Source organism: Actinospineispora spinosispora DSM 44797, assembly GCF_000429025.1.
Lineage (GTDB): Bacteria > Actinomycetota > Actinomycetes > Mycobacteriales > Pseudonocardiaceae > Pseudonocardia > Pseudonocardia spinosispora.
In genome coordinates, this window is record NZ_KE386834.1 from 738,515 (window position 1) to 765,307 (window position 26,793).

27 protein-coding genes are annotated in these 26,793 nt (G+C 68.6%); 21 read left to right on the forward strand and 6 right to left on the reverse strand.

Annotation, left to right across the window (positions count from 1 at the left end; genetic code table 11):
* Position 1 precedes the first annotated feature (1 nt).
* The 6 genes from G406_RS0132805 to G406_RS51435 all read left to right on the forward strand — a co-directional run bounded on the left by G406_RS0132805 (position 2) and on the right by G406_RS51435 (position 7,509).
* Entirely contained in the window at positions 2-976 is a 975-nt protein-coding gene (locus tag G406_RS0132805; RefSeq protein WP_028937075.1) for a hypothetical protein, read from the forward strand.
* 20 nt (positions 977-996) lie between these two features.
* Positions 997-1,908, forward strand: a complete 912-nt coding sequence (locus G406_RS0132810; RefSeq protein ID WP_028937076.1) for an SDR family oxidoreductase — start codon at positions 997-999, stop codon at positions 1,906-1,908.
* Positions 1,909-2,098: 190 nt separating this feature from the next.
* A complete protein-coding gene (locus G406_RS57450) occupies positions 2,099-3,016 on the forward strand; it encodes a type IV toxin-antitoxin system AbiEi family antitoxin domain-containing protein (protein WP_028937077.1) in 918 nt (305 codons plus the stop codon).
* 138 nt (positions 3,017-3,154) lie between these two features.
* On the forward strand, positions 3,155-4,162 hold the full coding sequence (locus G406_RS0132820) for an acetamidase/formamidase family protein (RefSeq protein WP_028937078.1): 1,008 nt from the start codon (positions 3,155-3,157) through the stop codon (positions 4,160-4,162).
* Between the two features lie 17 nt (positions 4,163-4,179).
* A complete protein-coding gene (locus G406_RS0132825) occupies positions 4,180-4,941 on the forward strand; it encodes an SDR family NAD(P)-dependent oxidoreductase (RefSeq protein WP_028937079.1) in 762 nt (253 codons plus the stop codon).
* 45 nt (positions 4,942-4,986) lie between these two features.
* Positions 4,987-7,509, forward strand: coding sequence for a transglycosylase domain-containing protein (locus tag G406_RS51435; protein ID WP_245607294.1), 2,523 nt, complete (start codon positions 4,987-4,989; stop codon positions 7,507-7,509).
* Here the strand turns inward: G406_RS51435 and G406_RS57455 are convergent, their stop codons facing one another.
* Entirely contained in the window at positions 7,510-7,704 is a 195-nt protein-coding gene (locus G406_RS57455) for a hypothetical protein (protein WP_156935274.1), read from the reverse strand.
* A 53-nt stretch (positions 7,705-7,757) separates the two neighbouring features.
* Entirely contained in the window at positions 7,758-8,051 is a 294-nt protein-coding gene (locus G406_RS0132840; RefSeq protein WP_028937080.1) for a hypothetical protein, read from the reverse strand.
* Between the two features lie 323 nt (positions 8,052-8,374).
* Here G406_RS0132840 and G406_RS0132845 point away from each other — a divergent pair, with 323 nt between their 5' ends.
* The 10 genes from G406_RS0132845 to G406_RS0132890 are packed head-to-tail and all read left to right on the forward strand — an operon-like array spanning position 8,375 to position 17,674.
* A complete protein-coding gene (locus G406_RS0132845) occupies positions 8,375-9,109 on the forward strand; it encodes an MlaE family ABC transporter permease (protein WP_084216579.1) in 735 nt (244 codons plus the stop codon).
* Positions 9,110-9,125: 16 nt separating this feature from the next.
* Positions 9,126-9,962 carry an MlaE family ABC transporter permease gene (locus G406_RS0132850; protein WP_211241354.1) on the forward strand — a complete coding sequence of 279 codons (837 nt, stop codon included), beginning with the start codon at positions 9,126-9,128 and terminating at the stop codon, positions 9,960-9,962.
* Positions 9,963-9,966: 4 nt separating this feature from the next.
* Complete coding sequence (locus tag G406_RS0132855; RefSeq protein ID WP_028937083.1) at positions 9,967-11,118, forward strand: MCE family protein; 1,152 nt, start codon at positions 9,967-9,969, stop codon at positions 11,116-11,118.
* Between the two features lie 7 nt (positions 11,119-11,125).
* Positions 11,126-12,136, forward strand: coding sequence for an MCE family protein (locus G406_RS0132860; RefSeq protein ID WP_028937084.1), 1,011 nt, complete (start codon positions 11,126-11,128; stop codon positions 12,134-12,136).
* On the forward strand, positions 12,133-13,116 hold the full coding sequence (locus G406_RS0132865; protein WP_028937085.1) for an MCE family protein: 984 nt from the start codon (positions 12,133-12,135) through the stop codon (positions 13,114-13,116). The genes G406_RS0132860 and G406_RS0132865 overlap by 4 nt, the downstream gene beginning before the upstream one ends.
* Positions 13,116-14,180, forward strand: a complete 1,065-nt coding sequence (locus tag G406_RS0132870) for an MCE family protein (RefSeq protein WP_028937086.1) — start codon at positions 13,116-13,118, stop codon at positions 14,178-14,180. The genes G406_RS0132865 and G406_RS0132870 overlap by 1 nt, the downstream gene beginning before the upstream one ends.
* An 11-nt stretch (positions 14,181-14,191) precedes the next feature.
* The gene (locus G406_RS51440; RefSeq protein ID WP_051342996.1) at positions 14,192-15,262 is read left to right on the forward strand and encodes an MCE family protein; all 1,071 of its coding nucleotides are present in this window, start codon (positions 14,192-14,194) and stop codon (positions 15,260-15,262) included.
* Positions 15,259-16,413, forward strand: coding sequence for an MlaD family protein (locus G406_RS51445; protein WP_051342997.1), 1,155 nt, complete (start codon positions 15,259-15,261; stop codon positions 16,411-16,413). Before G406_RS51440 ends, G406_RS51445 begins: the two co-directional genes overlap by 4 nt.
* Before the next feature lie 20 nt (positions 16,414-16,433).
* Positions 16,434-16,922: a hypothetical protein gene (locus G406_RS0132885; RefSeq protein WP_037079527.1), complete on the forward strand. Its 489-nt coding sequence runs from the start codon at positions 16,434-16,436 to the stop codon at positions 16,920-16,922.
* Positions 16,919-17,674 (forward strand): class I SAM-dependent methyltransferase, encoded by a 756-nt coding sequence (locus tag G406_RS0132890; protein ID WP_028937088.1) that lies wholly within the window; start codon positions 16,919-16,921, stop codon positions 17,672-17,674. Before G406_RS0132885 ends, G406_RS0132890 begins: the two co-directional genes overlap by 4 nt.
* On the opposite strand, the gene G406_RS0132895 is transcribed toward G406_RS0132890, so the two are convergent.
* Positions 17,652-18,236, reverse strand: coding sequence for a TetR/AcrR family transcriptional regulator (locus G406_RS0132895; protein ID WP_037079529.1), 585 nt, complete (start codon positions 18,234-18,236; stop codon positions 17,652-17,654). The genes G406_RS0132890 and G406_RS0132895 overlap by 23 nt on opposite strands.
* A 44-nt stretch (positions 18,237-18,280) precedes the next feature.
* Here G406_RS0132895 and G406_RS0132900 point away from each other — a divergent pair, with 44 nt between their 5' ends.
* Together G406_RS0132900 and G406_RS0132905 are read left to right on the forward strand one after the other, a co-directional pair.
* Entirely contained in the window at positions 18,281-18,919 is a 639-nt protein-coding gene (locus G406_RS0132900; RefSeq protein ID WP_028937090.1) for a cysteine hydrolase family protein, read from the forward strand.
* A 357-nt stretch (positions 18,920-19,276) separates the two neighbouring features.
* Entirely contained in the window at positions 19,277-20,800 is a 1,524-nt protein-coding gene (locus G406_RS0132905; RefSeq protein ID WP_156935275.1) for an HNH endonuclease signature motif containing protein, read from the forward strand.
* Between the two features lie 6 nt (positions 20,801-20,806).
* On the opposite strand, the gene G406_RS0132910 is transcribed toward G406_RS0132905, so the two are convergent.
* Positions 20,807-21,697: an NAD(P)-dependent oxidoreductase gene (locus G406_RS0132910; protein ID WP_028937092.1), complete on the reverse strand. Its 891-nt coding sequence runs from the start codon at positions 21,695-21,697 to the stop codon at positions 20,807-20,809.
* Between the two features lie 162 nt (positions 21,698-21,859).
* Between G406_RS0132910 and G406_RS0132915 the strand changes: the two genes are divergently transcribed.
* Complete coding sequence (locus G406_RS0132915; protein WP_051343061.1) at positions 21,860-22,798, forward strand: GlxA family transcriptional regulator; 939 nt, start codon at positions 21,860-21,862, stop codon at positions 22,796-22,798.
* Here G406_RS0132915 and G406_RS0132920 read toward each other — a convergent pair.
* Positions 22,782-24,215: an ABC1 kinase family protein gene (locus tag G406_RS0132920; protein WP_037079532.1), complete on the reverse strand. Its 1,434-nt coding sequence runs from the start codon at positions 24,213-24,215 to the stop codon at positions 22,782-22,784. The two genes, G406_RS0132915 and G406_RS0132920, sit on opposite strands and share 17 nt — an antisense overlap.
* A gap of 4 nt (positions 24,216-24,219) precedes the next feature.
* Positions 24,220-24,867, reverse strand: a complete 648-nt coding sequence (locus tag G406_RS0132925) for a TetR/AcrR family transcriptional regulator (protein WP_169736831.1) — start codon at positions 24,865-24,867, stop codon at positions 24,220-24,222.
* A 144-nt stretch (positions 24,868-25,011) separates the two neighbouring features.
* Between G406_RS0132925 and G406_RS0132930 the strand changes: the two genes are divergently transcribed.
* Positions 25,012-25,950: an AurF N-oxygenase family protein gene (locus G406_RS0132930; protein WP_028937096.1), complete on the forward strand. Its 939-nt coding sequence runs from the start codon at positions 25,012-25,014 to the stop codon at positions 25,948-25,950.
* Positions 25,947-26,789: an SDR family NAD(P)-dependent oxidoreductase gene (locus G406_RS0132935; protein ID WP_028937097.1), complete on the forward strand. Its 843-nt coding sequence runs from the start codon at positions 25,947-25,949 to the stop codon at positions 26,787-26,789. Before G406_RS0132930 ends, G406_RS0132935 begins: the two co-directional genes overlap by 4 nt.
* Positions 26,790-26,793 lie beyond the last annotated feature (4 nt).

Here is a 26,793-nt window from a genome sequence, read left to right on the forward strand (position 1 = left end):
CGTGCGGTGGAGGGTGGAGAGCTGGGATCCGGGCTACGGCGCGAGCACCGAGGACCAGGGGGACTGGGGGCGGTCGAGCGCCCAGGTGGTGACCGACGTCGAGGTCCCCGAGGCGCGGTGGGAGGCGATCGACCCCGACCCGAACGCCGGTGACTTCTCGAGCGTCCTGTTCGTCGACGGTGTGCGGCGGATCGACGCCATGGCCTGGGTGCTCGACAACGAGGTGAGCGCGGACCCCGCGGCGGCGCTGGCGCTGTGCGCGTCGTACGCGGCGGGCGTGGTCCGCTGCCGCGCGGGGGAGGCTCGGCTGGTGACGGCGGAGGTCCGGCGAGGCCTGTTCAGCGGTGCCGAGGGCGCGACCGACGTGGACACCTCGGCCGGCCGGTACGTCCACGTGCACGCGGCCACCAAGGCCGAGGCGGGCGTGCCGGCGCAGGACCTGAGCCAGGCGGTGCAGTTCGAGCTGCGCGCCGTCGAGATCGCGGCGGCGTCGTCCGCCCGCGCGGGAGCCGACCCCGCCGTCGGCGACGACGACGTGCTGGTGGTGGACGGTCCGCTGCACGGCAGGGCACACCTGCCGCGCGCGCTCGGCTACGTCAAGACACACAGCAAGCCGTACCTGCCCGACACGCTGCACGGTCTCGTGGGCAGGCTCACAACCGGCCAACGCACCCCGGTCTTCGGGCTGGGCACCAGCTGGCACCGCTACTCCTGGTACCTGAAGCTGCCCGGCGGCTCGGGCGCGCCGTGGGCCGGCGTGGTGCGGGTGGAATGCTCGTCCGAGCTGCCGATCGTCGAGGTCATCGAACTGGCGCGACGCAGCCAGCCGATGCTGTGCCGCTACGCCTCGACCGAGTACAAGGACTCGCGGGCGCCGCAGAACCTGTATCCGATCGCGGGTCTGGAACGGGAGCTGCGCAGGCGGATGGGCGACCAGTCGCTGCTCTACCGGGCCATCAGGCGGGCCGCGATTTGAACCTCGGTTAAGGTGCTCGCATGACTGATATTTCCTTCGTCGAACGAGTAGCCATCGTCACCGGTGCCGGTGGCGGCCTGGGCAAGACCTACGCACTGGAGCTCGCGGCACGCGGCGCGTCAGTCGTGGTCAACGACCTGGGTGGCGCGACCGACGGCACCGGCGCCGACGCCTCGGCCGCGCAGAAGGTCGTCGACGAGATCGTCGCCAACGGCGGTACCGCGGTGGCCTCGCACGACTCGGTGTCCACCCCCGAGGGCGGCGCGGCGATCGTGCAGACCGCCGTCGACAGCTTCGGCAAGGTCGACATCGTGATCAACAACGCCGGCATCCTGCGCGACAAGACGTTTGCCAAGCTGGAGAACAAGGACCTGGAAGCGGTCCTCGACGTGCACCTCAAGGGTGCGTTCTACGTCAGCCAGCCGGCGTTCCGGGTCATGAAGGAGAACGGCTACGGCCGGTTCGTCTTCACCGCGTCGAACGCCGGTGTGTTCGGCAACTTCGGCCAGACCAACTACGGCGCCGCGAAGATGGGCCTCGTCGGCCTGTCGAACGTCATCGCCATCGAGGGTGCGAAGGCGAACATCAAGAGCAACGTGATCTGCCCGATCGCGCGCACCCGCATGACCGAGGAGCTGCTCGGCCCGCTCGCCGACAGCGTCTCGCCCGAGCTGGTCACCCCGCTGGTGACCTACCTGGCCAGCGAGTCCTGCGAGCAGACCCACGAGATCTTCTCCGCGGGCGGTGGCCGCTACGCGCGCGTCTTCGTCGGTCTGGCCCCCGGCTGGTTCGCCGGCAAGGGCGCCTCGGTGTCGGCCGACGATATCGCCGCGAACATCGACCAGATCCGCGCCCAGGACGGCTACATCGTCCCCAACTCGATCGCCGACGAGCTCCAGGGCCTGCTCCCGCTCCTGAAGGGCGAGAAGTAGTCAGCTCGCACAGACCTTCCACACGCCGCACAGAGGCTGGAGCCTCTGTGCGGCGTGCACTCGCTCTGTGCGAGCTGTTGTCAAGCCCATGACGGACGCTAGGCAGTAGTTGTGCACAGGTGGGGAGTTGTGCACAGGGGGAGTGGGCGAGTGCTGGGGGAATGTGCGCTGAGGCTGCAGTGTGGCGCCCATGGAGCAACAGAGCGCGCCATTGAGGTACCGATCGGAACTGCTCGCCGAGGGGTTCACCGATCGAGAGCTGCAGCGGATGTACCGATCCCGACAGCTGGCACTGGTACGTCGAGGTTGTTACGTGGCCGGGTCCTCACCCCCGGAAGCTGTGCGCCACCGGATGTTGGCGGTTGCCACGATTGACCAGCTTGCGCCGGGTGCGGTCCTCAGCCATGCCTCGGCAGCTGTCGTGCACGGCCTTCCGTGCTGGCCGGGGCTGCCTGAGCGGGTCCAGGTCACCCGGCCTCGGAGAAGCGGTGGTCGTAACGACCGGGTGGTGCACATGTACTGCGCGCCACTGGCCCCGAGCGACATCGTCGCCATCGACGACGTACCGGTGACCTCAGTCGCGCGCACGGTCGTGGACCTCGCACGGACGGTCTCATTCGAATCCGGCGTGGTGTTCGCCGATGCGGCTCTGGCTTGCGGGTCGGTGACCGTCGAGCAGCTGTCGGCCGCGTTGCTGGGAGCGAAAGGCTGGCCGGGTGCTCCACGAGCGCGCCGCGTGGTCGAGTTCGCGGACGGCAGAGCCGAGAGCGTGGGTGAGTCGCGAAGCCGGGTCGCACTGGCGAGGGCCGGCTTTCCGGCGCCGGTCCCGCAGTGGGAGGTGCGCGACGCCTCAGGCCGGTTGATCGGTCGCGTCGACTTCGGCTGGCCCCGGTGGCGGGTCGTCGGCGAGTTCGACGGCCGAATCAAGTACGGCGAACTCGTCCGCCCCGGTAGTGCCCCGGGCGATGTCCTGTTCGCGGAGAAGCTCCGCGAGGACGCCCTTCGAGCAGAGTCCCTCCAGGTGATCCGCTGGACCTGGCAGGACTTGCCGACGTTCGAGCAGTCCTCCGTAGCCGCCCGCTTACGTCGTGCCCTCAGGAGCGGTTAGCTCACACAGAGGTTCTGTACGCCGCACAGAGGCTCCGGCCTCTGTGCGGCGTGTGCGCGGTCTGTGCGAGCGGATCAAGATGCGGAGCGTCGGTGGGTGCGGGAGGGTGGTGTCGGATCGACGTTCTTAGGGGTGCTCGTGGACGTTCTTGAGTTTCGGCCTTCTCCCGACCAGTACGCCTGGACGTTCGGCGGGGCGCCTCCCGTCGCCACCGTCAAGCCGGGCACCTTGCTGAAACTGTGGACCGAGGATGCGTTCGCGGGAAAGCTGCGCAGCACCGAGGACCTGCCGAGCGCGTCGCTGCAGATGCCCGACGTCAACCCGCAGACCGGGCCGTTCCACGTCGTCGGCGCCGAGCCGGGCGACGTCCTCGCGGTGCACTTCGTCGACATCGAACCGGCGCGAGACTGGGCCGCGTCGTCGACGATCCCGCTGTTCGGCGGTCTGACCGGCACCGACCGCACCCCGACCCTGCAGCCGCCGCTGCCCGAGCGCACCTGGATCTACCAGCTGGACCGCGCCAGGGGCACGGTCGCGTTCGAAGCCAGTGACGGTGAGTTCCACCTGGAGCTGCCGATCGATCCGATGCACGGCACCGTCGGCGTCGCGCCACCCGCGCGCGAGGTGCGGTCCGCGCTGGTGCCGGACACGTTCGGCGGCAACATGGACACCCCGGAGATGCGAGCCGGTGTCACGTGCTTCCTCACGGTCAACGTCGAGGGCGCGCTGTTCTCCATCGGCGACGGGCACTTCCGTCAGGGCGAGGGTGAGTCCTGCGGGACGGCCGTCGAGGGCGCCATGAACACGACGCTGCTCGTCGAGCTGATCAAGGCGGGTAGCGCGCAGACGCCGGCGTGGCCGCGCATCGAATCCGACACCGAGCTGATGGTCGTCGGGTCGGCCCGACCCCTGGAGGACGCCTGGCGGGCCAGCCAGGTCGAGATGGTCCGTTGGCTGTCCGAGCTGCTCGGGATCGACCAGCTCGACGCCTACCAGCTGCTCACCCAGATTTCGCTGTGCCCGCTGGCCAACGTGTGCGACACCAACTTCAGCGCCGTCACGAAGGTGCCGAAGTCGTTGCTGCCGCCGGTCACCGCGTTCGGCGGGATGCACACCTACCTGCGCGAGCAGGCCGCGACACTGTAGATAGGAGACATGACCACATGGATCTGGGTCTGAAGGGCCTTCGCGCACTGGTCACCGGCAGCACCAAGGGCATCGGGCGCAGTGTCGCCGAGGTGTTCGCGGCCGAGGGCGCCGAGGTCGCGGTGTGCTCGCGCAACGCCGAGGACGTCGACGCGACGGTGCGGTCGCTGAACGAGACCGGCGTGCGCGCGATCGGCAGGGCCGTCGACGTGGCGGACGCCGCCGCGCTCAAGGCGTGGGTGGACGACGCCGCCACCGAGCTGGGCGGCCTGGACATCGTGGTGGCGAACGTCAGCGCGCTGGCGATCCAGGAGAACGAGGAGAACTGGCACACCACGTTCGAGGTCGACCTCATGCACGCGGTGCGGCTCGTCGAGGCCGCCAAACCGCACCTGGAACGCAGCGAGGCGGGGTCGATCGTCACCGTGGCCAGCGTGTCCGGCCGCGAGATCGACTTCACCGCCGGCCCGTACGGCTCGCTCAAGGCGGCGCTGATCCACTACACCCAGGGCGTCGCGTACCAGCTCGCCGACAAGGGCATCCGGGCCAACACCGTGTCGCCGGGCAACACCTACTTCGACGGCGGCATCTGGCAGCAGACCGAGCAGAACAACACGGAGCTGTACACGACGCAGCTCGGCCTCAACCCGACTGGCCGGATGGCCACGCCGGAGGAGGTCGCCAAGGCGGTGGTCTTCGTCGCCAGCCCGGCCGTGCGGTTCATGACCGGGTCCCACCTGCTGGTCGACGGTGCGCTCGCCAGGGGAGTTCAGCTCTGAGGCGCTCTCACAAGATTCACAGGCAGCGCGAGTAGCGTCCGAACCGTGCCTAGGAGCGTGCCGGACGACTCGGGCCTACCGCGCGACGCCCAGGCGGCGCCCTCGCCGCGTTGCGCGGCCGGGCCGATACAACAGCGGTATCGGCCCGGCCGCGCGCCTTGCGATGACGTCACCTGGCCGCCGCGCGCCACGGCCGGAGTCGTCCGGCACACTCCTAGACGGTCCCAGCTCTCGCGGTTGCTGGGCGCCGTAGCGCTCTCCGGCGTGCTCCTGGCGACCATGCTGTCGCCGGGGGTGGTCGGGCTCGGTGTGCTGTCCAACCAGATCACCGACTCGGCGCGCCGGGTGGCCGGCAGCGTCGCCGACGCGCGGCTGACCGCGGACCAGATCCCCCTGGTCAGCACCGTGCTGGACCGCAACGGCGCGCCGATCGCGTACCTGTACGACCAGTACCGATTACCGGCGACGTTCGACCGGATCTCCGACAGCATGAAGGCGGCGATCATCTCGGTCGAGGACCGGCGGTTCTACCTGGACAAGGGCATCGACCCGCTCGCCACCCTGCGGGCCGCGCTGCACAACAGCTCGGGCGGGTCGCTCCAGGGCGCCTCGACGATCACCCAGCAGTACGTCAAGAACTACCTGATCAACGTCGTGGACCGGGGTGACCCGGCCGACCAGCAGGCTGACCAGGCGGACACGCTCGCGCGCAAGCTGCGTGAAGCCGAGATGGCCGTGCGCCTGGACCGCAACACCTCGAAGAACGACATCCTCACCGGGTACCTGAACCTGGTGGAGTTCGCCGGCAACATCTACGGCGTGGGCGCGGCGGCCGCCGCCTATTTCGGGACGACGCCGGCACAGCTCACCGTGCCGCAGGCCGCGCTGCTGGCCGGCATGGTCAACAACCCGAACATGTACAACCCGTACACCCACCCGGACCAGGCACTCACCAGGCGCAACCTGGTGATCGACACCATGGTCGCGGCCGGGTCGCTCACCCCGGCGCAAGCGGCGCCGGCCAAGGCGGCGACGCTCGGGGTGGTGCCGAACGGGCCGGTCGTACCAGGCGGCAACTGCTTCGCGGCAGCACCGGACGCCGGATTCTTCTGCGACTACGTGGTCAGCTACCTCCGCCAGGCCGGGTTCAGCACCGACCAGCTCGACACCGGCGGGTTCACCATCCGCACCACGATGGACCCGAATGCGAGTGCCGTGGTCAAGGCCGCCGTGGAGCGCAACGTCCCGAGCACCCAGGACGGCGTGGCCAACACGTTCGCGCTGATCAGACCCCAGGATGGAGGTCATCAGGTGCTGGCCATGGTGGCCAACCGCAACCTGGGCGCCGACGCCGACCGGGGCGAGGTGTCGGAGAACATCGTGTCGGACGCCAGCAACGTGTTCGGCGCCGGCTCGTCGTTCAAGATCTTCACCACCGCCGCCGCGCTGGAACAGGGCACGGTCGGGTTCGACACCGACCTGTCGAACCCCGGCGACGGGTGCTTCACCCCGCCGATCACCAACCGCTATACGCACTGCTACCCGGTGCGCAACGACGGCGAGGACTACCCGGACCCGATCAGCCTGCAGGACGCGCTCGCCACGTCGCCGAACGTGGCGTTCGTGAACCTCGAGTCGAAGGTCGGCATGCCGGCGGTGCTCCAGATGGCCCAGCGTCTCGGGCTGCGGCAGACATTGCGGACCAACGCCGCCGGTGGCACTCCGGTCACCACGCCGGACGACCCGCTGGCGAGCAAGCCGCAGTACAACGAGCCGCAGTCGCGCTACTTCCGCAACCTGCTGTCGTTCACCCTCGGCGTCAGCCCGGTCAGCACCCTGGAGATGGCGAACGTGAGCGCGACACTGCTCGACGGCGGGACCTGGTGCCCGCCGAGCCCGGTCCTGTCGATCTCCGACCGGTTCGGACACGACGTCGGCGTCCAGCAGCAGCCCTGCGAGAAGGTGCTCTCCGCCGGCGTCGCCGACACCCTGTTGGCCGGTCTGAGCCAGGACACGAAACACGGCACGTCGGCCGCCGCGGCGCGCGCCGCGGGATGGGACCGGCCGGACATCGGCAAGACCGGCACCACCAACGAGAGCGAGTCGGTGGCGTTCGTCGGCGGCGTGGACGGCTACGCGGCGTCCTCGATGCTGTTCGCCGACGGTCGCAAGCCGAAGGAGCTGTGCCCCGGTCCGCCGGTGCACCTGGGCAGCTGTGGGCACGGAGCGTTCGGCGGGACGGTCGCCGCGCCGCCCTACTTCCAGGCGATGAACCAGATTCTGGGCAGCACGCCGGACCAGCCGATCCCCGATCCGGACCCGGACTTCCAGGACTCCGGGGACCACGACGACGTCGTGCCCTACACGGTGGGCGAGCAGGACAGCGACGCGGACGAGGCGTTGCGCGCGGCCGGCTACCAGGTGCGGCTCGCACCGGAGGCGTCGGCTGCTCCGAAGGGGCAGGTCGTCGGCGAGACCCCGCAGGGCAACGTCACGACGGGAACCACGGTGACGCTGTACACGAGCACCGGCGTCGCGCCGGCACCCGTGCTACAGCAGGCGCCGTGATCAGCCGCGTTTGCCGAACGCCTTGCCGATGAAGAAGCCGATCAGTCCACCGATGAAGAACACGATGGCGAGGAAGCCGAGCACGGTCCTCTTGATGATCTGCAGGAAGCCGGCTGCCTCGACGTGTTGGCTCATGGCCAGCAGCTGAGTGTCGGACATGGCGAGCAGGTGGTTCACGGTATGGGCAACGATCATGTCGGGCAGCGTGCCAGAACCACACCCGTCACGCAGGCTCGGGCGGTCGGATCTCAGGTGAGGCCGAGTGCCTTGGCGATCTCCGGGTAGTTCGCGCCCGCCTGGCCGGCGAACAGCGCATCCGCGTCCGCCCGGTTGTCCGCGCTGTCGCGGATGCGGGCCAGAAGGTACAGCCGGGCCAGGTGGGCGGCGGCGCGTTCGCCCTCCGGTATCCCGGGGTCGACCGGCCCGAGCGGCGCCTGTGTCGGGGTGAGCCCGGTCAGGCGTCGCGCCCACCGCCAGGCGAGCTCGGCGACGTCGCGGTCGAGCTCGCTCAGTTCCGATTTGCTGAGCTCACGGTGGTGCACACCCCACTGTGACGCGTGGCGGGGCCGGCGGCAAGATAGATCTCCGAGCAACAAATCAACAAATTTGTGGCACAGTCGTATCCTCGTGCGTACTCGCCCGTTATAAGGATTTGAGGACCGTGCGCTGGCTCACAGTGGCCGGCGGGCGTCGTCTCGGTTCGTGCTGCGTAACACCGCAATATTTCCACTGCTGCACTGATCAACGCGAAGGGGGTCGGGTGGACACGCTCGCGCGGTACCGCCATACCCGATTGGGCGGGATCATCGCCATCGTCCTGCGGCGGATCCACGACTCCTTCGTCACCGCCGGGCGCATCGTCGTGATGGCGGCCTCGGCGGCGCGGTACCTGGTCACGGACCTGCTGCGCGGGCAGTTCCAGTGGAAGGAGTTCATCAGCCAGGCCTGGTTCATGGTCGGTGTCGCCGTGGTGCCGACGCTGCTGGTGGCGATCCCGTTCGGAGTGATCATCTCCATCCAGATCGGCAGCCTCGCCCAGCAGGTCGGCGCGACCTCGTTCGTCGGCGCGGCCAACGGCATCGGGGTGATCCGGCAGGGTTCACCGCTGGTCGTGGCGTTGCTCATGGCGGGCGCCGTCGGTTCGGCGATCTGCAGCGACCTCGGAGCGCGCACCATCCGCGAGGAGATCGACGCGCTCGAGGTGCTCGGCATCTCGCCGATCCAGCGTCTGGTGCTGCCGCGCATCCTCGCCTGCATGCTGGTCGGCGTCCTGCTGTGCGGCATCGTGGCGTTCGCCGGCGTGCTCACCGGGTTCCTGTTCAACCTGCTCGCCCAGGGCGGAACGCCGGGTAGCTACATCTCGTCGTTCGCGGCCTTCGCCGCACCGTCCGACCTGGCGCTCGCCGAGCTCAAGTCCGCCGTGTTCGGCCTGATCGTGGCGTTGGTCAGCTGTTACAAGGGCCTCGCCGCGAAGGGTGGGCCGAAGGGCGTGGCGGACGCGGTCAACGCGACCGTCGTGCTCGCGGTCGTGCTGCTGTTCGCGGTGAACGTCGTGATCACCCAGATGGCCACGGTGTTCCTGCCGCAACGGATCGGTTGAGGGAGATTTCGTGACGATCAACCGGTCTGGTCCGGTGAGCAAGGCGCTCCAACGGCCGTTCTACTCGCTGGTCGGCCTCGGGCACCAGGCGTCGTTCGTGCTGCGCGCCTTCGGCGCCATCCCACTGACCCTGCGCACCTACCCCAAGGAAGTGCTGCGGCTGCTGGGCGACATCGCCTGGGGCGGCGGCGCCATCGTGGTCGGTGGCGGGATCATCGGCGTGATGGTGCTGCTGGCCGTGTTCACCGGCGCCTCGGTCGGCATCGAGGGGTTCAACTCGCTCGACATCCTCGGTCTCGCGCCGCTGACCGGTTTCGTGTCGGCGTACGGCAACACCCGGGAGATCGCGCCGCTCGTCGCGGCGGTGGCGTTCGCCTCGCAGGCCGGCTGCCGCTACACCGCGCAGCTGGGCGCGATGCGCATCTCCGAGGAGGTGGACGCCCTGGAGTCGATGGCGATCCGCCCGCTGCCCTACCTGGTGTCCACCCGGATGATCGCCGCGTTCATCGCCATCATCCCGCTCTACCTGATCGGGCTGGCCGGCAACTACCTGGCGACGCAGCTCGTGCTGAACCTCGGCTTCGGCCAGTCCAAGGGCACCTACCTGCACTACTTCCACGAGTTCCTGGTGCCCATCGACATCGTGTACTCGGTCATGAAAGCGGTCATCTTCGTCGTGATCGCCACCCTGGTGCACTGCTACTTCGGCTACTACGCCTCCGGCGGGCCGCAGGGTGTGGGCGCGGCCTCCGGCCGGGCGATCCGCACCAGCATCATCGCCATCGTGGTGACCGACATGCTGATCACCATGGCCATCTGGGGCTTCGACCCCGGCGTCCGGATTTCGGGGTGACGGCGTGCCTTTCGTCGTAGACGCCACAGGGCGGGGAGAGCCGCTCGGCGCACTCGCCAGGCGCGGCGCGATCGCGCTGGTGCTGGTCATCGCCGTCGTGGCGGCCCTGCTGATGCAGTACAAGGGTGTGTTCCGCTCGGTCGTCCCGGTCACCGCGATGGTCGCCTCCGTGGGCGACGGTGTGCAGACCGGCGCCGATGTGAAGCTGCGCGGCGTGCTGGTCGGCACGGTCAGCGACGTGCGGGTGGCCAAGGACGCACAGGGCCACACCGCACACGCGATCGACCTGGCGCTGCGCCCGGACAAGGCCGCCGGCATCCCGGCGAACGTCACCGCCCGAGTCATCCCCACCAACATCTTCGGTGCGCCGTCGGTCGAGCTGCTCGACCAGCCGCAGCCCACGACCCGGGTGCTCGCCTCGGGCGCGACGATCCCCGGTGATACCTCCGCGCAGACCTTGCAGCTGCAGACCGTGCTCAGCCAGCTCAACCAGCTGCTGCGTTCCGCGCACCCGGCCGAGCTGAACGTCGCGCTGACCAACATCTCCCAGGCCATCCAGGGGCGCGGTCCCCAGGTCAACTCGATCATCTCGCGGCTGGACAACTACCTGACCACGATCAACGCGCACAGCGACGACCTGTCGGCGAACATCAAGCTGCTCGGCACGAGCCTGCAGGGCCTCGCCGATGCCTCACCCGCACTGCTCGACACCGTCGACAACGCGGTCGTCACCAGCAGGACGATCGTCGAGAAGCGCCAACAGCTCGCCGACTCGCTCGTGGGCGGCGCGGACGTCACGCACGATCTCGACGGGTTCGTCCGCGAGCACTCCGACGAGCTGAACACCGTGTTCGACAACTTCTCGCCGATCACCGCCATCCTTGCCGCGGAGAACGGCAAGGGCATCACCCGGGCGCTGGACCAGCTCGGTGTCGGCACCGGGCTGCTGGCCGGCGCGCTGCAACAGAACGAGGCGAACGGCCTGGCACTGCAGATCGGCCTCACTCCGTTCAGCACCTACACATCGGCCGACTGCCCTCGCTACCCGGGGCTCTCCGGGCCGAACTGTGGTGGAAGCACGAAGGGCCAGGACCACAAGATTCCCGATATCCCGTTCCTGCCGACGCCGGGTTCCGGCTCCGGATCGGGGAGGTGACGCGGGCATGAGCGTGCGTCGTGAGCTGATCAAGCTGATCGCCTTCGCGGTGGTCGCACTGGCGGTGCTGTGGGTCCTGTGGTCGACCCTGCTGAACACCACGAGCGGCGACACCAAGTCCTACACGGCCGACTTCACCGACGTGTCCGGGCTGCACACCGGCGACAACGTGCGGATCGCCGGTGTGCGGGTGGGCCGCGTCGACGACATGGAGCTCATCGGCAAGATCGCCCGGGTCACCCTGACGATCCGCGCCGACCAGCCCATCTTCGAGAACACCCGGGTGCTGATCCGGTACCAGAACCTGGTCGGGCAGCGCTATGTGTCGATGGTGGCCGGCGACGGTCCGGCGAAGCCGCTCGCCGACGGCGCCCGCATCCCGGTCGACCGGACCGAACCGTCGTTCGACCTGTCCGCGCTGTTCAACGGCTTCCAGCCGTTGTTCTCGGTGCTGCAGCCGGCTGATGTCAACAAGCTGAGCGAGAACATCGTCCAGGTACTGCAGGGCAGCGGCCCGCAGATTCCGCAGCTGTTGGCGCAGATCAACGAGCTGACGAACAAGATCGCCGACCGGGACCAGATCATCGGCTCGGTCATCACGAACCTGAACCAGGTGCTCGCCAACCTCAACGGCAAGACACCGGAGTTCGAGTCGCTGCTGGACCAGACCCAGCGGCTAGTCGGCGGCCTGGACGCCAACACGACCCGCATCTTCGGCTCCCTGGAGAAGGTCCGCGAGTTCACCGGCAACGCGAACGACCTGGTGCGCGACATCCGCCCGGACGTGCGCACCGACGTCGACCGCGCCGTCGACGTGACCAACCTGCTGCTCGACCACAAACCGGTCATCCAGGGCACTCTCGACGCGTTCCCCGACTTCCTCAGCGCGCTGGCCAGGATCAGCCAGCAGGGCGCCTGGCTCAACCTGTACGCCTGCGGCATCAACATCCAGGTCGCGCCAGGGTTCCCCGGCTTCGGAACGCTGCCCTCCGACACCCACACCGAGGTGTGCCGATGAAGCCGCTGCGTGAGTACAGCCCGTTCTGGCTCGGCGTGGTCACCAGCGTCGTGATCGTGGTGGCGGTGCTGTTGACCATCGCGATCGGCACGCTGGACCTCGGCAGGTCCGCGTACGAGGCGGAGTTCGCGCAGGCCGCCGGCATCAAGGTCGGTGACGACGTGCGGGTCGCCGGCATGCCGATCGGCGCCGTGCAGAGCGCAGGGCTCGAAGGCGACCACGTGCTGGTGAAGTTCCGGGTCGACCGGGACGTCGAGCTCGGGTCCGGGACCACCGCGTCGATCAAGCTGGCAACGCTGCTCGGCTCCCGTTACCTGGAGCTCATCCCCGACGGCCCGGGGGAGCTGCGCGACGGCCGGATCCCGCTGGCGCACACGTCGGTCCCGTACGACCTGGCGAAGGTGCTGCAGACCGGCACCCCGATCCTGGAGGACCTCGACCTGAACAAGGTCCGCGAGGCCACCACGGCGCTGACGAAGAACCTCGGTGGCCAGGGTCCGCAGATCAGCGCTGCGCTCGACGGGCTGTCCCGGCTGTCCGACGTGGTGATCGCCCGCAAGGACCAGGTGAGCCAGCTGATCGACACCACCGGCGCGTTCACCAAGGAAGCCGACCAGCGCAGTGGCCAGATCTTCGCCATCATGGGCCAGAGCAACCACCTGCTCACCGCGCTGGTGCAGCGCCGCGAGATGATCCGGGGCCTGCTCAGCAACCTCGCCGGGGTGACCGATCAGCTGCGCAAGGCGATCGGTGAGAACCAGGACCAGTTCCGGCCGCTGCTGCGCAACCTCGACGAGCTGACCGACCTGCTCAAGCGCAACGACGAGAACCTGGACCGGGCGTTCGAGGTCATCGCACCCGCGTCCCGCTACCTGGCGAACGCGTCCGGCAACGGCCCGTACTTCGACCTGAACCTGCCCTATTCGATCGTGCCGGACAACATCCTGTGCCGGCTGCAGCTGATCAAGGGGTGCAAGTGATGAGCGCACGTCGAGTCGCGGCGGCGGTCAGTGCGCTGCTGGTGATGCTGTGCACGGCCGGCTGCGGGGTGTTCGGCGGCCAGTCGATGATGATCTCCGCGCAGTTCCAGGACGCGGTGGGTCTGTTCGTCGGCAACGACGTGTCGGTGCTGGGCATCAAGGTCGGGACGGTGACCGCGATCCACCCCGAGGGCACCCACGTCGTGGCCGATCTGGCGGTCGACCCGGACGTCAAGATCCCGGCGAACGCCGGTGCGGTGACCATGTCGCCGTCGGTGGTGACCGACCGCCGGGTCGAGCTGACCCCGGTCTACCGGGGCGGGCCGACGATGCGCGCGGGTGACGTCATCCCGATCGACCGCACCCAGACCCCGGTCGAGGCCGACCGCATCTTCGAGGCAGCGGACCGGTTGGCCAGGCAGCTCAACGACCCGAAGGAAGGCCAGCCCACGATCGGCGCCGCGCTGGACGCCACCGCCGGCACGTTCGCGGGCAACGGCGAGAAGCTGCACAAGGCCGTTCAGGGGCTCGCCGCCGCGGTCGGCGTCGGCGCGGACCAGAGCGACCAGATCGTGTCGCTGGTCAAGAACGTGGACCACCTGACGCAGACCGTGGCGAACAACGACGCGCTGATCCGGAGCTTCGGCTCGAACGTCTCGGACGCGACGCAGCTGCTCAACGAGCAGGGACCGCACCTGACCGAGCTGCTGAACAACATCGACGAGCTGTTGGACCGCACCAACACGATCATCGACGAGAACCGCAAGCCGTTCGAGTCGACCCTGGACCATCTGCGCACGACGGTCGACACCGCGAAGGGGCGCACCCGGGAGTTCAAGGAGACGATCGACGTGCTGCCCACGACGTTGCAGAACGTCGCCAACATCGTCGACCCGGCACGCGGCAAGGCACGGGCCCACGCGGGTCTCGACCAGCTCCTGCTGGACACCCAGATCCTGCAGGGCATCTGCCAGCGTTACGCGCCGCCACTGTGCGCCACGACGCAGAGTCCGATGGACCCGAAGGCCGGTCTGGCCACGCTGTTCATGGGGGCGGCCCGATGAGGTGGATGCGCATGGCGGTGGCGGGTGTGCTCGCGGCGAGCCTGCTGTCCGGCTGCGGGATCAGCGCGGCGGACCTGCCGTTGCCCGCCGGCAGCGTGGGTGGTCCGAGCTACCAGCTCACCGCGGTGTTCGCCGACGCGCTGAACCTTCCGGACGGCGCGCACGTGAAGCTCAACGGCGACGACATCGGCCGTGTGCAGAAGATCGAGGCCCGCAACTACACGGCGCGGGTCACGATGTCGGTGCGTTCCGACGTCCCACTGCCCGCGGGCACGTCGGCGGAGCTGCGGCAGGCGACCCCGCTCGGCGAGGTGTTCGTCGCGGTCAAGCCGCCGCTGCACCCCACCCCCGGGGCGCTGCTGCGCAACGGCGACACGATCGGGCTGGCCGCGACGGCGGCAGGCGCGAGCGTCGAAGACCTGCTCACCTCGCTCGGTGCGTTCGTCAATGGCGGTGGCCTCGCGCAGATCCAGACGATCGTGCACGAGGCCAACACCGCGCTGGCCGGCGGCCGGGCACAGCAGACCGGTCACCTCCTGCAGCAGACCAACCAGCTGATGGCGACGCTCAACGCGCGCACCCAGGACATCGACAAAGCGCTCGCCGCGACCCAGAACCTCACCGTGCTGCTCAACCAGCGCAGGCCCAGCGTCGACGCCGCGCTCACCGAGCTGACCCCGGCGATCAGCGTGTTCGCCGACCAGACCGACAACCTGGTGCGGGTGCTGAACAACACCGGTGACCTGAGCGTGACAGCAGATCACCTGCTGGATCGCAGCGGCGGCGACATCCGCGACATCGCGGACAACGTCGACCCGTTGCTGCACGGTGTGCAGAACACCAGGAAGACGCTGGTGCCGACGCTCACGAACTTCCAGAAGCTCGGGAAGGTGCTGGTGAACAGCTCCAAGGGCGAGTCGTACACCGGCTACGCATCGGTCACGATCCTGCCGCTGACCCAGCTGCTGGCGATTCCCCTGCCCGGCGACAACATCCCCGGGCCCAAGGACCTCAAGCAGGGCGCGCAGTCGTTCACCGAGCACCTCGAGCACCAGTTCTCCACCCTGGGCGGCACCCGATGAACCTGCGTTCGGTGATGACCGTGCTGGCGATGCTCGCCCTGTTCCTGGTCGGGCTCACCTACGTGCTGTTCGGCGTCGTCCAGATCGACCCGTTCAACAGCCCGATGAAGATCACGGTCAACCTGGCCCGCTCCGGTGGTCTGCTCGACCATTCGCAGGTCACCTACCGGGGCTATCCGGTCGGTCGGGTCAACAACATCCAGCTACGCCCCGGTGGCGTGCGGGTCGTGGTGAACGTCGACGAAGGAACCCGCATCCCGACCGACACCGACGTCTCGGTCTCGAACCTGTCGGCGGCGGGTGAGCAGTTCATCGACTTCCGGCCACGCTCGGACCGGGGCCCCTACCTCGCGGACGGCTCGGTCGTCGACCAGCGCGACACGCACACCTCGGTGCCGTTCGCGCAGGTCGTCACGAACCTGAGCGGGCTCGTCGGCTCGGTCGACCCGGGCAAGGTGAGCGTGGTCATCGGCGAGATGCAGAAGGCGTTCGGCGGGTCAGCGCAGGACATCCAGCGCATCCTCGACGGCGGTGACGTCCTGCTCGGCGGGCTGCAGAGTGTGCTGCCGCAGACCGTCGACCTGCTGCACAACGGGCGCACCGTGCTGACGACCGTGTCCGACCTGCGCCCCGACCTCATCGCGGGCGGCAACGCGGCGCGGGACCTGACCGGCAGGCTCCGCGACGACGACCCCACCGTCCGACACCTGCTCGACACCGTGCCCGACACGCTTGACCTGGTCCGGGAGGTGGGCGACGCCAACGGCGAGACGATCGGCAGGCTCATCGACGACGTGGCGACGGTCTCCGAGGTACCCGGCGACCGGTTGCCGGCGCTGAGCCAGCTGCTGCCGAACCTGGCGAAGCTCGGCCCGACCGCGCAGGCGGTGATCCGGGACGGCAAACTGCAGGTCATCGCGGACGCCTACCCTCGGCCGAACTGCGACTACGGCGGCAAGCGGCCGTTGCCGACGGTGCGTGCCGTGCAGGAACCGCACATCTACCGCTACTGCACCCGCACCGAACCGGACCTGCAGCAGCGTGGCGCGGCGAGCGTGCCCCGGCCCAAGGGCGACGACACGGCCGGTCCGCCCAAGGGCGCGGACCCGAACGCGCGGGCACAGCGTCCGTCCGACGCGCCCGGCAGCTGACGTACTCGAAGGGAATCCTCGTGACCGAGAAGACGGCATCCCGGCCGGTGGTGCTGGGCATCGCCGCCGGACTGGTGGTCGCGCTCGCCGCCGCGGTCGTGCTGGGTGTGCTCCTGTACCGCCGGGCGGCGACCGAGCGGGCAGGCAACGAAGCACTCGCCACGGCCCGCGCGTATGCGGTGACCGTGACGACCTACGACTACCAGAACCTGGACCGGGACTTCGCGAACGTCCTGGACGGCGCGACGGGTGACTTCAAGGACCAGTACGCCGGCGCCAGCCAGACGCTGCGGCCGTTGATCGTCCAGGCCAAGGCGACCGGCAAGGGCACCGTCCTCGACGCCGCGATCAAGTCGGAGAACACCGACCAGGTCGAGGTGCTGCTGTTCACCGATGTGCAGATCACCGGCGGCGACGGCGCGCCACCGAGGACCGAGCGGGACCGTATGTCGATGACGATGACCCGGGTCGACGACCGGTGGCTGGTCAGCAAGATGGAGGTCTCGTGACCGACGACCTGACCCGCCTGCGGGGTCTGCTCGACTCGACGCGGCTCGACCGCGAGCCGGACGACTCCGCCGGATACCTGGACGTCCTCGGCGACGACGGCGAGCAGCCGAGGACCGTCGCGGGACTGGCGATGCGCAGCGGTATCGTCGCGTCGATCTACCAACGCGGCTGGCGGCAGGGACTCAACCTGGCCATGGGGACCGGTGGACTGGGGCCCTCGGAGGAACGCCGGTACGCGGCCGAGTCACTGGAACTGTCGAAGGCGTCGCTGGTGCTGGACGTCGCGTGCGGTCCCGGCAACTTCACCCACGTCTTCGCCTCCGCGGTACCTCAGGGCGGCCTGGTCGTGGGGCTCGACGCCTCGCGCGCCATGTTGGCCCAGGCCGTCACCGACAACGTGGTGCCCGGTGCCGCCTACCTGCGCGCGGACGCCCGGCACATGCCGTTCGCCGACCGCACCTTCGACGCGATCTGTTGCTACGCGGCTCTCTACCTCGTCCCGGAGCCGTTCACGGTGCTGACCGACATGCTCCGGGTGCTCGCACCTGGTGGACGCATCGCGCTGATGACCAGCTATCGAGGCTCGTGGGAGCCGCAACGTCTCGCCCGAGGCGCACTGAGCGTGCTCAGCGGGGTGCGGATGTTCGAGCAGGGCGAGCTGACCGGTGTGCTGCGCTCGGCAGGCATGGTCGACATCGAGCAGGAGATCCGGGGCGCCGTGCAGTTCGTCAACGCCCGTCGCCCGCTGTGAGGGCGGGCCAGATCGAGTTCACCGTGCGCTCCGGCCAGTCCGCCGGGACCTCACCGCCGGCGATGTAGCTCGCGTACACGCTGCCGATCAGCATCGTGGTCGTCGCGTCGACGTCCAGGTCCTCCCTGATCGTCCCGTCGCTCATCCCTCGGCGCAGAACCCCGGCCACCCGGCGTCTCCGGGGTCGCACGAGCCGGTCGCGGAAGTGCTCGATCAGCTCGGGTGTGTGTCGTTCCTCCGCCAGGACTGTCCCCACGAACGCCATGCCGTTCGGCCTGGTCACAGCTGTGCGGAAGTGTGCCAGCTCGGCGATGAGGTCCGCCCGGATGTCCTTGGTGGTGCGCAGCTCGTCCGGCACGTTCATGCCCGCGATGGCCCTGGTCGCCAGGTCCTGTTTGCCGGTGAAGCGCAGGTAGACCGACGGCCTCGTCGTGCCTGCCGCCCGTGCGACGGCGCCGATCGAGAGACCCTGGTAGCCGTTCTCGGCCAGCAGATCGCGGGTCGCGGCCAGGATGCGGTCGTCGAGCGTCGTATCTCGGGGGCGGCCGGGAGTCTCTGGCATGTGCCCCACTCTAGTTACTTGACATGAGTGTATAGATTTAGGCCATGGAGCAGGCATACGGCATGAGCGTCCCGCGTACCGTCGACGAAGCATGCGATCCGCGTCGTCTCGCGTTGATCGTCTACGACATGCAGGTCGGGGTGTTGAACCAGATCGCCGATTCCTCTCGTGTGGTCTCGGCTGTCTCCCGGGTCATCTCGGCTGCCCGTGCCGGGGGATACCGGGTCTTCTACCTTCGGCACATGGGGATTCCGAACGAGGTGTCCGGGTCCTCTCGGTTGCGTATGGGGATGAACTGGCAGCGACTGTCCCGGGTCTCGGACGTCGTTCCGATGTTCTTGCGGGATTCTCCTGGATTCTCGCTGGATCCTTCGATCGTTCCCGCTGCTTCGGAGATGGTGTTCGACAAGATCACCATGTCCGCTTTTGTCGGGACTCCGGTGGAGCTTGTTCTCCGGGACTGTGGGATCGACAGCTTCGCCATCTGTGGGGTGGCCACCGAGGTGGGGATCGAGCCGACCGTTCGGCATGGGGCTGATCTCGGGTTCTTGCCGATCGTCATCAGTGACGCTTGTGGGGCTGGGGATTCCGCTGCCGGGGAGCGGTCTTTGGCGGCTTTGGCTTTTGCGGGGGATTCGTTGTTTGTTTCTACTGAGGAGATTTGTTCTTTGTTGGGTGGGTGAGATCGGGCTTCCCCGCTGGCTCATGGGGTGTGTCTTGGGGGTGTCCCCGCTGGCTCATGGGGTGTGTCTTGGGGGTGTCCCCGCTGGCTCGAATTGTCTTGGCGTGGCCGCCCGCTCTCAACCCCCGGCTTCGCCGGCCTCGCGCGGGTTCCTGGTTGCGCGTAGTTCGGGGGCGAGGTTTCAGGGTTGACAGCGGGCGGCCACGCCAAGTGATGGCCAGGATCGCGGGGATGGGGGTGGTGTGCGTGCACGCCGTAGGCGGTTTCGTGCCTTTAGCTGTCTGGCCTGGATATATCACCCTTTCGGCCTAGCCTCCGACGCCGGTTTTTGTCGGGGGTCGCCCGTAGCGTCTGGGTTATGGCAGCGGCTGGTGTGGTTCCTGAAGGGTTGGCGTCGATGGCGCCAGGCCCGGAACTCGCCGCTGCCCTGGCCCGCATCGACCGGTCCTCGGTGTCCAACGGTGACCTCGTCGAGGTGCTGAAAGCCCGCTACCGACTGCAGGCACATGTAGCTGCCCAGCTCGCCGCGGACATCGCGGCGTTGGGTGGGCGTGACCCCGAAGCCGATCCGCGTGAGATCGCGTTGGTGGCTGAGCCGGGTCGGTATATGGCTGATGAGTTACGGGTGGCGTTGTCCTGGACTCGGCGTAAGTCGGATGCGGAGCTGGACTTCTCTTGGCTGCTGCTGTCGCGCCTGCCGTTGGTGTTCGACGCCCTGGACTCTGGCCTGATCGATCTGCCCAAAGCCCGCATCTTCGCCACCTACCTGGCCGACCTCCCCGACGCCCAGCGCACCGAAATCTGTCAGGCGGTGTTGCCCAAGACTCCGCCGTGGACCACTGGGAAGCTGGCCGCGTATCTGCGGAAGTTGGTCATCGGCTCCGACCCCGACCGTGCACAAGACCTGTACGAGAAGGCGTTCGAGCGCCGCAGCGTGGTCGGGTATCTGAATGAGGACAGCACCGCCACCCTCTCCGCCTCGGGTATCGCCCCGGAGGACATGGCCGCCGCCTGCACCAGAGTCAACGCCCTGGCCCGCGCGATCAAACAGGCTGGGTATCCGGCCAGGGTGGATCAGATTCGCGCGGACGTGTTCTGCGGGCTGCTCGACGGCACCCTGCACGGCCTGGACCGCGCCGGAATCGTCGCCTACTTCCTGGGCCAGTCACCGGCGGGCAAGCCACAAGGGATCGAGATCCGCGCCGAACTCGCCACCCTGCTCGACCTCAGCGACCGCCCGGGCGAGCTACCCGGGTGGGGACCCATCCTCGCCGCCAACACCCGCCGCACCGTCCTGCAACAACGGGGCGGGTCGTGGACTTTCGCTGTCTGCGACGACCACGGCTACCTCCTGGTGCCCGGTGTGCTGCGCTCCCGCCCGACCCACGCCACCCACGAGCGTGCCGGTGGCGCGGTCGAACTACAACTCACCGCGACCCTGCTGGCTCAGCTGGCACAGAACCCGCCACCAGGCTGGGAGCGAGTCATCGCCGACATCGCAACCCAGTGCGCCGCCTGGCCACAGGCCCGGACCATGATCAACTCTCGGCCGGGGCATCGTTTCCCCGCCGCGGCGCTGCGTCTCTACAGCCAGATCCGTGACCGCAACTGTCTCGGCCCTGGTTGCCGACGCCCAGCCCGAGAGTCCGAGTTCGACCACACCATCGACTTCCACCACGGCGGCCCCACCACCGACACCAACGGCGGCCAACTCTGCGCCCACGACCACGACCTCAAAACCCGAGGCCGATGGCGACTCCAACAACCCACACCAGGCCAGTTCCGGTGGACCAGCCCATTCGGCCAGACCCACCGCACCCGGGGCGACCCGATCATCACCCCACCACCCTCCACCCCGAGCGATGATCCGCCGCCTTTCTGAGTCGGGTCAGCGTGCGGGACGGAAGTGATCCACGATGCGGGCGTAGCTGTCCTTGGCGTGCCCGGCCGTCATCGCCTCATGCAGGAGTGCTCTGGTGAAGCTGGGTATCGCCGCGTCGATACCCAGCGCGCGGCTCTCCTCCAGCAGGTGCTCGACCGGTGGTAGATGGGTCTCCAAGGAGGCGTCCTCCGCCACGAACTCACCCACGTCGATGTCGTGGGCGTACTTCGCCATGAACGAGCCTGTCGCGGCGTGGAACGCCGTGGCGAACGGGAGGAACGTCGTCGCGTCCACGTTCGCGCTGCCCACGAGGGCCACCGCGTGCATGAAGCTGTTCAGCGTGCCCCACATGATGCCCAGGAGGGCCACGTCGTAGAGCGAGGCGATGCCCGCGTCCGTACCGAGATAGGTGCTGGCGCCGCCCAGTTCCATCAGCGCGTCCCGGTGGACTGTGAAGGCACTTTCCTCGCCCGAGTAGAGGATCGCGGTCTCCCGGGCGCCGACGTGCGGCGGCGTCTGCATGATGGCGCCGTCCAGGTAGGTGGCGTGGGACTCGGTGGCCCAGCGGGCCATGGCACGGGCCTGCTCCGACGAGCCCGAGGTCAGGTTCACCAGGACTCTTCCGGTGAGTGCCGTTCTGGCGGGATCGAGAACGTCGTGGACGGCGTCGTAGTCGCGGACGCACACGATCACCAGGCCGCTCGCGGTGATCGCCTCCGATGCACCCGCCGCGTCACGCGCCCCTTCGGCGACCAGAGCTCCGGTTCTGCCGGGAGTGCGGTTCCACACCGTCGTGGGATGACCGGCCGTCAGGAAGGTCCTGGCGAGCGCGCTGCCCATCAGGCCGGTGCCGATCACCGACACGGGTGTGCGGCCGGTACTGCGCAGGTCAGACATCGTTTCTCCCTTGTCGTCGGTATCCGGGAGACAACGTTCGCACCGACCATCCAGCCAGGACAGTGGCAGGACTGACGACATCCACCAGCATCCTGCCGTAGCCTTCGTCGGGTGAGCGCGGGAACGATCGCCGTGGCGGTCATCGACGACGCCGGCCTGCCGATGTGGGACATGTACGAGCTGGGTGTCGTCTGCACGGTGTTCGGTATCGAGCACACCGACCTCGCCGACCCCTGGTATCGGCTTCGGCTGTGCGGCACGCGCCCGGGAGGGGCGCACTCCGGGAGCGGGTTCGTGCTGAACACCAGCCACGGGCTGTCCGAGCTGGTGGGCGCGGACACGGTGATCGTGCCGTCGGTGCCCGAGGCCTGCATGCACGGCGAACGGGAACTTCCACCGGAGCTGATCGAGGCGCTGCGCGCGGCCCACGCGGGCGGCGCGCGGCTGGTCTCGTTGTGCAACGGGGTGTTCGCCCTCGCCGAGGCGGGACTGCTCGACGGCCGCCGGGCTACCGCTCACTGGGAGCACACCGAGATCCTGGCCCGGCGGTTCCCGGACGTGGTCATCGACGGTTCGGTCCTCTACGTGGACGAAGGCCGTGTGCTCACCAGCGCCGGGCTCAGCGCGGGGCTCGACCTGTGCCTGCACGTGGTGCGGCGGGACCTCGGTGCGCGGGTGGCCAACCAGCTGGCCCGGCGGATGGTGGTGCCCGCGCACCGGCCGGGTGGTCAGGCCCAGTTCGTCGAGATGTCCGTGCCGGTCAGCGACGACGACAGCCTCGCGCCGGTGATGGAGTGGACCCTGGCGAACCTGGACCGTCCGCTCACGGTCGAGGACATGGCTGAGCATGCGAACATGAGCCCCCGGACCTTTCACCGCCGCCTGCTGGCCGCCACCGGGACCACCCCGATGCGGTGGCTGCTGAGTCAACGCATCGCGCGTGCGCAAGCCCTGCTGGAGTCCACCGACCTGCCGATTCCGCGCATCGGCGAGCACAGCGGACTCGGCTCGGCGAACAACCTACGGCGCCATTTCTCGCTGCACGTCGGACTGTCGCCGTCGGACTACCGGCGTGGCTTCCAGGTCAGTTCGGCATCGTGACGCCGAGCTCGGCGGCCCGAGCGGCGGCCTCCTCGGGGAAGATGTTCCGAATCACGAACGGGTCGGCGCCGATCACCCAGCCGGGCGCTACGGCGGCCGAGTAGCGCTCGAAGTAGAGCAGCTGCTTGGCGAACAGGGTCAGCTCGGCCGGGTTCTCACCCGAGTAGCGCCGCGCCGTGGTCAGCATCATGTCGATGATCTGGCGTGAGTTGATCTGCGACACCGGTGTCTCGAGGACCGAACCGAACATCGCGCGCAGCACCCAGCCCATCTGCGCGTCGGTCCCGGTCGTCGGATCGAGCACCCCGCAGCGGCGCAACGCCCTGGCCACCCGCTCGAAGTCATGATCGAACATCACCGTGTACAGCACGTCGCGCAGCAGCTCCCGCCACTGCGGCGCCAGCTCGCCCACGATGCCGAAGTCCAGGTAGGCCAGCCGGCCGTCGTCGAGAATCCACAGGTTGCCGGCGTGCGCGTCGCCGTGGAACGGGCCGTGCAGGATGGCCGCCTCCAGCCACGCCTTCACACCCCGGCGCAGCGGCAGCTCACCGTCGATGCCCTGTTCGGCCAGCTGCTCCGGGTTGTCCAGCGGCGTGCCGTACAGGCGCTCCATGCAGATCACGCCCGGTGCGCAGTACTCCCAGTAGACCTCGGGAACCGTGACGCCCTTGTTGTCGTCGAACGCGCCGATCGCCGCGCGGAACCGTTCCTGCTGGCTGGCCTCCAGCGCGAAGTTCAGCTCCTGGCAGTTGCCCTCGTAGAGCTGCTCGACGACGGCGACCGCGCTGGTCATGCGGACCAGCTCGACGTGCCGGTCCAGGCGCACCGCGATCCGGTACATGATCCGCAGGTCGGTGATCATCCGTCGGCCGATCCCGGGACGGCGCAGCTTCAGCACCGCCGACCGGCCGTCGGGCAGCACACACGCGTGGACCTGGGCGATCGACGCGGCCGACAGCGGTGTGTCGTCGAACTCGTCGAACAGTCGCTCGACCGGACGGCCCAGCTCGCGCGCGACCATCGCGCGGGCCTGTGCGGCGGGGAACGGCGGCATGTCGTCCAGGCAGCGCCGCGCCGCCGAACTCAGCGCGTCGGGGAACAGGCCGGGGGAGGAAGCCATCAGCTGGCCGAGCTTGGTGTACATCGGGCCGAGTCGGCCGAACGCGGTGACGGCGGCCTCGGACAGCAGCACGGCCTGGTCCGGGGCCTGCCTGCCGGTCAGCCTGGCGAGCAGCGAGCCGGCCTGCGCCCGAACAGCGGCGACGAGCAGGCCTCCGCCGAGGATCACCAGCACCACGACGATACGGGCGAGCTCCGAGGGACCGAACCTGTCCAGCCTCGGGGTGCGAACCTCGAGCGCTGAGGCGGGTGGACCACCGGCGAACGGGCCGATGAAACCATCTATGCGGCGCTGCACCCACCTACCGTAGTCGGCGGCGCCTCGATCCGGGCTGGGGCATCTCGTCGGTGGGGGTCAGCGCGGGGATCAGGACCTCGGCCAAGAAGGCCTCCAGCTCGCCGGGCGGCTCGATCAAGATCAGCGACGCGGCGATCCGGACCAGCCACTGCGCCAGTGCCGTGGGGTCCCGCTTGGCCAGGTTCCCGGTTCCGATCGCGAGGCTGACCAGCGGGACGAAAGCGGTGGTGGCCTTCTCCATCAGGTCAGGGACGTCCTGCGCGACGAACGAGCCGATCAGGTCGCGCTCGTCGCGCAGCATCTTCGCCATGACCGGGTGCGCGCGAGCCTCGCGGACGAGCGTGGCGATCAGGTCGACGACCGACTGCGGCCCGATCGGGAAGGTGATGCGGGACGGCAGCGAGCTGAGCAGCCGGTGCGAGTCACGCGAGGCGAGCAGCATCGCCTGCTGCTCGATGTTGCCGACCTGGCGGTACACCGTCGTGCGGTTGACCCCCAGCTCCTGCGCGACGTCCTGCACCGACGTGCGCCGCACCCCGTAGCGGGCGAAGCAGCGGGAGGTCGCGTCGAGGAACGGGTCGAGGGAAGCGGGGGGCAGCGGCGGCATGCCCTGAATCGACTCCGGGATCGGCAACAGGGTCGGGGAATCCATCTGTGGCTCCTCCCGGTGGTTCGCGGCGATCCCGTGCATGACAAACCCTATCGAGTAGATGGCCCGAAAGTGGTGCTCTTGCGCACCGTTGCAACTATAGAGCAGAATTGTTGCACTGTGGCTGCCGAGTTTACGGAGGTACCGATGACAGAGACGTCGCAGGTCCCGGCCCGTCAGAGCAGTCGGGAGAAGCTCGCCGAGCGGCTGCTGAACTCCTCGGCGGCGCGTTCGTACGACCCCGAGATCGACATCGACTGGTCGGCGCCGCTGCCGGAGGACAAGTACTTCCTGCCCGAGCACCGCGTGTCGCTCTACGGTACCGAGCTGTGGGAGCAGCTGACTCCCGAGCAGGGCCGTGAGCTGGGCAAACACGAGATCATCAGTATCACCAGCTTCGGCATCTTCGCCGAGGTCGCGCTCATGCACCTGCTGCTCAAGGTGGTCACCCAGGGCGACCCGACCACGCGACACGCCCAGTACGCGCTCACGGAGGTCGCCGACGAATGCCGGCACTCCACGATGTTCGGCAGGGGAATCGAGGCCTCCGGGGTCGGTCCCTACCTGGCGCCCTGGTGGTTCAAGCACCTGCTCAACCTGAGTCTGCTGCTCCCGATCGGTCCCGCGACCTACGGCGGGACGCTGCTGGTCGAGGAGCTGCTCGACCGGTTGCAGCGTGAGACGCTCGCGGACGAGAACATGCAGCCGACCATCCGCATGATCAACAAGATTCACGTCCTGGAAGAGGCGCGGCACATCTCGTTCGCGCGCGCCGAGGTCACCAGGATGGTGCCCAAGATGGGCCGGATCCCGCTCGCCGTGAACCGGCTCGCGCTGGCCTTCGCCGCGCCCTTCCTGGTCCGGTTGTCGCTGCACCCCGACGTGTACCGATCGGTCGGGCTCGACCCGAAGCAGGCGCGCAAGGTGGCGAGGGCCAACCCGCATCACCGCGAGAGCATCCGCTGGATGGGTGAGCGGATCACGAAATTCCTGACCGAGGCAGGCATGATCGAGGGAGCGCTGACGAAGGCGCTCTGGCGACGGTCGTTCCTGCTCGGCAAGCCTATGAACGGAGCAAGACAGTGAAGAACTTCACCGACCGGGTCGCGGTCGTGACCGGCGCGGGTTCCGGCATCGGGCGCGCGTTGTCGCTCAACCTTGCGGCCCGCGGTGCCCGGCTGGCCCTGTCCGACATCAACGAGGCGAACGTCGACGAGACCGTCTCACTGTGCGAGAAGCTCGGCGCCCAGGCCAAGGGCTACACGCTCGACGTGGCCGACCGGGCCGCGGTGACCGCGCACGCCGACGAGGTGGCGGGTCACTACGGCCGGGTCAACCTGGTGGTGAACAACGCCGGCGTCGCGCTCATGGCGACCGTCGAGGAGATGAACTACGACGACTTCGACTGGTTGATGGGCATCAACTTCTGGGGCGTCGTGCACGGCACCAAGGCGTTCCTGCCGCACCTGATCGCCTCCGGCGACGCACACCTGGTGAACATCTCCAGCGTGTTCGGCCTGGTCGGGGTGCCGACGCAGAGTGCGTACAACGCCGCGAAGTTCGCCGTGCGCGGGTTCACCGAGTCGCTGCGCCAGGAGATGCTGATCGAGCGCAGGAAGGTCGGCGTGAGCTGCGTTCACCCCGGCGGCATCCAGACCAACATCGCCCGTGACGCCCGCGCCGGGGAGCAGAGCACCGCGCAGGAGCGGGCGACCGACTTCGCCAAGATCGCCAGGACGACCCCGGAGAGCGCCGCGAAGACGATCATCAACGGTGTCGAGAAGAACAAGGCCCGCATCCTGATCGGCGGCGACGCCTACGTGATCGACGCGGCGCCCCGCGTGCTCGGCTCCGCCTACCAGCGGCTCAACGTCCTGGGCGTCCGTGCCGCGAAGCGCTTCGGAATCCCGCTCGGCGGGCTGTGATGGC